Raw genomic sequence first — 7,621 nt, forward strand, 5'->3', positions numbered from 1 at the left:
GATCTGCGTCGACCGATTATCGTGTTCTCCATGAACACGGAGTAAAAATGCACAAAAAGCAGCACGTTCGCTCCGTGATCATGGAGAACCCGTGAACCGTAGGCGCCGAGGCGCATGACCGCGGAGACTTTGCTCGCGGGCTGCCGCTGCCAGCCAAGTGACGGTCGCTCTAAGGTCGACGAGTGAACCCTGAGACGTGGTTGCTGCTGGGGCTCGGGGCCGCGGCGATCGTCGTGGCGGCACGGTGGATCGGCGGGCGCACCGGGCTGCCGGCCGCCGCGCTGCTGACGGTGATCGGCATCCTCTACGCGCTGCTGCCCGGCCCCAATGTCGCGCTCGACCCGCACTTCGTGCTGACGTTCCTGCTGCCGCCGCTGCTGTACAGCGCGGCGCTGGACTCCTCGTTACTGGCGATCCGGGCCCACCTGCGCATCGTCATCGGGCTGTCGGTGCTGCTCGTCTTCGCCACCGCGCTGCTGGTCGGGCTCGGGTTCGCGCTGTTCGTGGCGGGGGCGACCTTCGCCGCCGGGGTGGCCGTCGGGGCCGCGATCGCGCCACCGGACCCGGTCGCGGCGCTCGCGGTCGGGCGGAAGGTGGGGCTGCCGCCCCGGCTGATCACGATCATCCAGGGCGAGGGGCTGCTCAACGACGCCACCGCGCTGACCCTGCTCAACGTGGCGGTCGCCGCGGCCGTCGGCGGGCAGTTCTCCGAGTCGAAGGCGGGCTGGCTGTTCCTGCTCGCCGCGGCCGGCGGCACCGCGGTCGGGGTCGTCGTCGCCTTCGCCGTACGGCTGCTGCGCCCCCTTGCCCGCGACCCGCTGCCGGCCAACGCGATCTCCCTGGCGACGCCGTTCGTCGCGTTCCTGGCCGGCGAGCGGCTGCACGTCTCCGGGGTGCTGGCGGTGGTGGTCGCCGGCCTCATCGTCGGGCACGACACGCCGCGCTCCGGCACCGGCGCGAGCCGGCTGCAGACGACCGCGGTGTGGCGGCTCGTGGACTTCCTGCTGGAGGGGTTCGTCTTCCTGCTCATCGGCCAGCAGCTGCCGGCGGTGATCCGCGGGCTCAAGCAGTACGAGATCTCGACCATCGTGATCGCGGTCGCCGTCTCGATCGGGGTCACGCTCCTGCTGCGGCCCGTGTGGCTGGCCCTGACGCAGGCGGCGCACCTGCTGCTGCGGCGCGAGGACCAGGGCCTCAGCGCCCGCGAGATCGTGGTGCTGAGCTGGGCCGGGACCCGCGGCGTGATCAGTCTCGCCGCGGTGTTCACGCTGCCGCTGACGACGGCGTCGGGCGCGCCGTTCCCGGACCGGGACCTGCTGCTGTTCTGCACGTTCACGGTGGTGCTCGTCACGCTGGTCGGGCAGGGTGTCACCTTCGCGCCGCTGGTGCGGGCGCTCGGGCTGCGCGCCAACGAGGTCGACGAGGCCCGGCTGCGCAACGAGGCGCGGATCGCGTCGGTGCGCGCCGCGCTGGACCGCCTCGACGAGCTGGAGCAGGACGAGCCCGCCGACACGGCCGCCGTCGAGTCGCTGCGCACGCGGATGCAGGAGCAGCTGCGACGCTACGAGCACCGCCTCGACATGTTGCAGAGCGCCGAGTCCGACGAGGTTCCGGTGTCGGAGCGCTACGAGGCGGCGCTGCGCATCCGGCGGCTGACGATCGAGGCGCAGCGTGAGGAGCTGCTGCGCTGGCGCGACGCCGGCACGCTGCCCGACGAGGGCCTGCGCCGGCTCGAGCGGGAGCTCGATCACGAGGAGCGGGTCCTGCCGGAGCGACCCGGGTAACCCTACGGGCTGAGTGGGATTGACGCGCGGGTGCCATCTTTACTACATTACCTACTCACTAAGTAGGCAACATAGACTTTCACTCCAAGGATGGTTCCGTGAAGCTGCGTAACCGCGTGCTCGCTGTCAGTGCGGCGTTCCTCCTCTCCGGGACCGCGCTGAGCGCCTGCGCCGGCACCGCGAAGAGTTCCGACTCCTCCGACAGCGGCGGCGACGTCACCCTCGCACTCGTGGCCTACTCGACCCCGCAGGCCGCGTACGAGCAGCTCATCGCCGCGTTCCAGAAGACCGACGCCGGCAAGAAGATCAAGTTCACGCAGTCGTACGGCGCCTCCGGCGACCAGAGCCGCGCGGTCGTCAACGGCCTCAAGGCCGACCTTGTCGCGTTCTCGCTGGAGCCGGACATCACCCGCCTGGTGACCGCCAAGCTGGTCGACGCGAGCTGGAACGCCGACCAGTACAAGGGCATGATCACCCACTCGGTCGCGGTCATCGGCACCCGCAAGGGCAACCCGAAGAACCTCAAGACGTGGGACGACCTGACCAAGCCGGGCGTGCAGGTGCTGACGCCCAACCCGTTCACGTCGGGCGGCGCGAAGTGGAACATCCTGGCCGCCTACGGCCCCAAGTCGAAGAAGGGCACCGACAAGGAGGCCGGCGCGGCCTACCTCGACGCGCTGTTCCAGAACGTGCCGGTGCAGGACAACAGCGGCCGAGCGTCGCTGCAGACCTTCACCAGCGGCAAGGGTGACGCGTTCATCTCCTACGAGAACGAGGCCCTCTTCGCGCAGAAGAACGGCCAGTCCGTCGACTACACCGTGCCGGACGACACGATCCTCATCGAGAACCCGATCGCGGTGACCAGCAACAGCACCCACCCGGCCGAGGCCAAGGCCTTCCTGGACTTCCTGCACACGCCGGCGGCGCAGAAGATCTACGCCGAGAACGGCTACCGCCCGGTGATCAAGGACGCCGGCGGCCCGACGTTCCCCAACCCGTCCGGCCTGTTCACCGTCGGCGACCTCGGCGGCTGGTCGAAGGTGAACAAGGAGCTGTTCGACCCGAGCCAGAGCGTGATGGCCTCGATCGAGCAGAAGCTCGGCGTGTCCACCTCCGCCGCTCCCAGCCCCGCCGCGTCGAAGAAATGACGACGGACACCGCCGTCAAGCCCGCCGGGTCCGGCATCGCGCCGGGCCCGGCGGGGCGCGGTCTGCGCCGGCGCCCGCCGGTCGGCACCGCGCTCGGGCTGGGCACCGCCGTGCTCTACCTGAGCCTCATCGTGCTCATCCCGCTCGCCGCGGTGGTGTGGCGCTCCACCGAGGGCGGCTGGGACACCTTCTGGCGGGCGGTGCGTACCCCGGACGCGTGGGCGGCGCTGGAGCTCACCGTCGGCGCGTCGCTCCTGGTCGCGCTGATCAACGTGGTCATGGGCACCGTCATCGCCTGGGTCCTGGTCCGCGACAACTTTCCCGGCAAGAGCGTCGTCGACACGCTCATCGACCTGCCGTTCGCGCTGCCGACGATCGTGGCCGGCCTGGTGCTGCTCGCGCTCTACGGCACCAGCAGCCCCCTGAACATCAACCTCGCCTACACCCGGGTCAGCGTCGGCGTCGCGCTGCTGTTCGTCACCCTGCCGTTCGTCGTGCGAACGGTGCAGCCCGTGCTGCGTGAGCTGGACCGGGACATGGAGCGGGCCGCCTACTCCCTGGGCGCCTCCCCCATCACGACGTTCCGGCGCATCATCCTGCCCAACCTGGCCCCCGCCATGATCTCCGGCGCCGGCCTGGCGTTCACCCGGGCGATCGCGGAGTACGGCTCGACGAACCTGCTCACCGGCAGCATCCCGTTCCAGACCCAGGTGTCCGCGGTGAACATCTTCGGCCGCATCGAGAGTGACGACACCACCGCCGCGGCGGCCATCTCCACCGTGCTGCTCGTCGTCGCCTTCATCGTGCTCATCCTCCTCGACCTCTTCCAGCGCTGGAGTGCCCGCCGTGGCTAAGTACCCGCTGCGCGTCCTCGCCCTGGTGTACCTGCTGTTCCTGCTGGTGCTCCCGGTCGGCCTGGTCGTCTGGCGCACCTTCGAAAAGGGCCTGCAGCCGATCGCCGACGTGCTGACGTCGGAGAACTTCACCCACGCGTTCGCCGTCACGCTGTCGGTGGCGGTGTGGGCGGTGCTGGCCAACACCGTGTTCGGCGTCGGCGCCGCGCTGCTGCTCGTGCGGCACCGCTTCCCCGGCAGGCGCCTCCTCGGCGCGCTGATCGACCTGCCGCTGGCCGTGTCGCCGGTCGTCGTCGGCCTCGCGCTGATCCTGGTGTACGGCAAGTTCGCCCCCATCGGCGGCTGGCTGGAGCGCAACGGCTTCCAGATCATCTTCTCGCTGCCCGGCATGGTGCTCGCCACCATCTTCGTGTCGCTGCCGCTGGTCGTGCGGGCCATCGTCCCCGTGCTGGAGGAGATGGGCGACGAGCAGGAGCAGGCGGCGCACACCCTCGGCGCGAGCCGCTGGCAGACGTTCCGGCGCATCACGGTGCCCGGCATCCGCGCCGCGCTCGGCTACGGCGTGGTGCTGTGCCTGGCCCGGTCCCTGGGCGAGTACGGCGCCGTCGCCGTGGTCTCCGGCCGGCTCGTCGGGCAGACCCAGACCGCGACGCTGTTCGTCGAGGAGCGGTACCAGAACTACGACCAGACCGCGGCGTTCACCACCGCCAGCGCCCTGGCCCTCATCGCGATCCTCATCCTGCTCATCACCAAACTCCTGCGGCCGAAAGAGAACGACTGATGGCCATCGAAGTCCGCGACGTGAACAAGTCGTTCGGCAAGACGCCGGTGCTGCGCGACGTCTCCATCGACATCGCCTCCGGGTCGCTCACCGCGCTGCTGGGCCCCAGCGGCGGCGGCAAGTCCACGCTGCTGCGGGTCATCGCCGGCCTCGAGCAGCCCGACACCGGCAGCGTGCGCATCAACGAGGTCGACGCCACCCGGCTGACCCCCCAGCGGCGCAACGTGGGCTTCGTGTTCCAGCACTACGCGGCGTTCAAGCACATGACGGTGTACCGCAACGTCGCCTTCGGCCTCGAGGTCCGCCGCCGCCCGAAGGCCGACATCCGCAAGCGCGTCATGGAGCTGCTGGAGCTCGTCCACCTCGACCAGTTCGCCGACCGCTACCCCGCGCAGCTGTCCGGCGGGCAGCGCCAGCGCATGGCCCTGGCCCGCGCCCTGGCCCCCGAGCCGCAGGTGCTCCTGCTCGACGAGCCCTTCGGCGCGTTGGACGCCCAGGTCCGCAAGGAGCTGCGCACGTGGCTGCGCCGCCTGCACGACGAGGTGCACGTGACCACCGTCTTCGTCACCCACGACCAGGAGGAGGCGATGGACGTCTCCGACGAGATCGTCGTGCTCGCCGACGGCGTCGTGCAGCAGGTCGGCAGCCCGCACCAGATCTACGAGAACCCGGCGAACCCGTTCGTGATGAGCTTCCTCGGCCCGGTCACCCAGCTCGACGGCCAGCTGGTCCGCCCGCACGACGTCGCGCTGTCGCGCGAACCCGGCGCCGGTGCCACCGCCGCGGTCGTGACCCGGGTCGTGCCGCTGGGTTTCGAGGTGCGGATCGAGGCGAAGGCCGGCGAGGTGGACGTGTGGGCGCAGCTGACCCGCGCCGGCGCCAAGGCCATCGACGTCAAGCCCGGCGATACCGTGTACTTCAGCCCGGAGACCGACGCCAGGACCCTCGCGGCCGCCTGAGCCGCCGTACTATGCTGCCCAAGCGCATCGAGTACTCGGTGCGGGCCCTGGTCGTGCTGGCCGGCGCCGCACCACAGACAATCAAGGCTCAGGATGTCGCCGACGCCCAGGACATCCCTCCCGGCTACCTGTACGACCTGCTCGCCGACCTGCGACGCGCCGAGCTGGTGCAGGTCCACCGCGGCACGGGCGGCGGCTACCTGCTCGCCTACCCGGCCGCCGAGCTGACCCTCGGCGAGATCGTGCGCCGCCTGGACGGACCCGGTGCCGAGCCACCCCCGGGCGGCCGCGCCGACGACCGCTCCATCGAGCGCCTGCGCCAGCTGTGGGAGCGGGCGAACCGCGTCCGCCTCGACTACCTGGACGCGGTGACCCTCGCCGACATCATGAACCACGGCTCCTGACCGCCGGCCCCGGCGACCCGCGCCGGGGGTCCAGCGGCTCAGTACACGTCGCGGAGGTAGCGCTTCTCGGCGGACAGCTGCTTGACGTACGCGGCGGCGCCGCCCTCGTCCAGGTGGCCGTGGGCGGCGACGATCTCCCGCAGGGCCAGGTCCACGTCCTTGGCCATGCGGGTCGCGTCGCCGCAGACGTAGAAGTACGCGCCGTCCCGCAGCCACGACCACAGCTGGGCGCCGTGCTCGCGCATGCGGTCCTGGACGTACACCTTGGCCCGCTGGTCGCGGGAGAACGCCAGGTCGAGGCGGGTCAGCGTGCCCTTTCGTCGCAGCTCGGCGAGCTCCTCGGCGTGGTAGAAGTCGGTGGCGCGGCGCTGCTCGCCGAAGAACAGCCAGCTGGGGCCGCGGGCGCCGCGGGCGTGGCGCTCCTGCAGGAACGCGACGAACGGGGCGACGCCCGTGCCGGGGCCGACCATGATCATGGGGACGGAGTCGTCGGCCGGCGGGCGGAAGTTCGGGGAGCGCTGCAGGAACACGGGCACCGGCGCGTTCGGGGCGGCGTCGGCGAGGAACGTCGAGCACACGCCCTTGCGGATGCGGCCGTGGCCGTTGTCGAAGCGGACCACGGACACGGTGAGCGAGACCTGGGCGGGTGCCAGCAGCGGCGAGGACGAGATCGAGTACTGCCTGGGCTGCAGCCGCTTGAGCAGCGGGACCCACTCGCCGGCCCCGGCCTTCACCGCGTGCTCGGCGATGACGTCGACGGCCTGCCGGCCCCAGGTGTACTTCGCCAGCTCCCCCTGGTTGTCCGGGCGCAGCAGCGCGCGCAGCGGCGAGTCGTGGCCGCGGTCGGCGACGAAGCGCAGCAGCTCGGGCGTGATCCGGGTGATGTCGAGCCGATGCAGCAGCGCCTCGCGCAGCTCGGTCTCGCCGCCGACGTCCACCGTCGACAGCGGGTCGAGGCCGGTCGCCTCGAGCCACTCCTCCACCAGGGACGGGCAGTTGCGCGGCAACACGCCGAGGGCGTCGCCGGCCGCGTAGCCGAAGTCCTCGCCGACGTCGAAGGTGAACTGGCGTACCTCCTTCGCCGACCCGGGCAGGCTCAGCAGGCGGTTGCCGCGCAGCGTGGCGGTGACCGTCTCGCCGCGGCCGGAGCGCGGCGCGGCCCGCAGTGCGGCGGGCTCGCGCAGCGCCGCGAGCACCGCGTCCAGCCAGCCGTCGGCGGCCTCGGCGAAGTCGGGCTCGCAGTCGACGCGCGGGGCGAGGCGCACGCCGCCGAGCTCGGCGAGCCGGGCGTCGAGGCGCCGGCCGTGGCCGCAGAAGTCGGCGTAGCTGGAGTCGCCGAAGGCGAGCACGGCGTAGCGGCGCCCGTCGAGGCGCGGCGCGTCGCCCTGCAGCGACTCCCAGAAGGCGATGCCGTTGTCGGGGGCGTCGCCGTCGCCGAAGGTGCTGGTGACGACGAGCAGGTCGTTGCCGCCGCGCAGCAGCTCCCCGGCCGCGGCCGTCATGTCCCGCAGGTTGGCCTGCCAGCCCTCGTCCGCCAGGCGGCGGCCGACGTGGGCGGCGAACTCCTCGGCGTTGCCGGTCTGCGACGCCCAGAGGATCTCGATGGTGCGCACGGATCCACCGGCGGGCGCCGGCGGCGGCGTGCCCGTGCGGTGGTAGGTGCCCGCGAGGAAGCCGTCGACCCAGGAGGC

7 protein-coding genes are annotated in these 7,621 nt (G+C 71.6%); 6 read left to right on the forward strand and 1 reads right to left on the reverse strand.

From position 1 onward, the window contains the following. Positions 1 to 182: 182 nt before the first annotated feature. The 6 genes from ABT297_RS31800 to ABT297_RS31825 all read left to right on the forward strand — a co-directional run bounded on the left by ABT297_RS31800 (position 183) and on the right by ABT297_RS31825 (position 5,930). Entirely contained in the window at positions 183 to 1,784 is a 1,602-nt protein-coding gene (locus ABT297_RS31800) for a Na+/H+ antiporter (protein WP_350556100.1), read from the forward strand. Between the two features lie 98 nt (positions 1,785 to 1,882). Beyond that, positions 1,883 to 2,932 carry a sulfate ABC transporter substrate-binding protein gene (locus ABT297_RS31805; protein WP_350556101.1) on the forward strand — a complete coding sequence of 350 codons (1,050 nt, stop codon included), beginning with the start codon at positions 1,883 to 1,885 and terminating at the stop codon, positions 2,930 to 2,932. Next, positions 2,929 to 3,786: a sulfate ABC transporter permease subunit CysT gene (gene cysT, locus ABT297_RS31810; protein WP_350556102.1), complete on the forward strand. Its 858-nt coding sequence runs from the start codon at positions 2,929 to 2,931 to the stop codon at positions 3,784 to 3,786. The genes ABT297_RS31805 and cysT overlap by 4 nt, the downstream gene beginning before the upstream one ends. After that, positions 3,779 to 4,567: a sulfate ABC transporter permease gene (locus ABT297_RS31815; protein ID WP_350556103.1), complete on the forward strand. Its 789-nt coding sequence runs from the start codon at positions 3,779 to 3,781 to the stop codon at positions 4,565 to 4,567. The genes cysT and ABT297_RS31815 overlap by 8 nt, the downstream gene beginning before the upstream one ends. Continuing rightward, positions 4,567 to 5,526 (forward strand): sulfate/molybdate ABC transporter ATP-binding protein, encoded by a 960-nt coding sequence (locus tag ABT297_RS31820; RefSeq protein WP_350556104.1) that lies wholly within the window; start codon positions 4,567 to 4,569, stop codon positions 5,524 to 5,526. The genes ABT297_RS31815 and ABT297_RS31820 overlap by 1 nt, the downstream gene beginning before the upstream one ends. Before the next feature lie 11 nt (positions 5,527 to 5,537). Continuing rightward, the gene (locus tag ABT297_RS31825; protein WP_350556105.1) at positions 5,538 to 5,930 is read left to right on the forward strand and encodes an RrF2 family transcriptional regulator; all 393 of its coding nucleotides are present in this window, start codon (positions 5,538 to 5,540) and stop codon (positions 5,928 to 5,930) included. Positions 5,931 to 5,968: 38 nt separating this feature from the next. Here ABT297_RS31825 and ABT297_RS31830 read toward each other — a convergent pair. Further along, positions 5,969 to 7,621: diflavin oxidoreductase (locus ABT297_RS31830; protein WP_350556106.1), on the reverse strand; the 1,653-nt coding region annotated here is incomplete at its 5' end.

This window comes from Dactylosporangium sp. NPDC000555 (assembly GCF_040300025.1).
In the GTDB taxonomy this organism is placed as follows: domain Bacteria; phylum Actinomycetota; class Actinomycetes; order Mycobacteriales; family Micromonosporaceae; genus Dactylosporangium.

What these genes read in the sequence shown, in the direction of transcription:
- ABT297_RS31820 (WP_350556104.1), top strand. Translation starts at nt 4,567, where the DNA reads ATGGCCATCGAAGTCCGCGACGTGAACAAGTCGTTCGGCAAGACGCCG.
- ABT297_RS31825 (WP_350556105.1), top strand. Translation starts at nt 5,538, where the DNA reads ATGCTGCCCAAGCGCATCGAGTACTCGGTGCGGGCCCTGGTCGTGCTG.
- cysT (WP_350556102.1), top strand. Translation starts at nt 2,929, where the DNA reads ATGACGACGGACACCGCCGTCAAGCCCGCCGGGTCCGGCATCGCGCCG.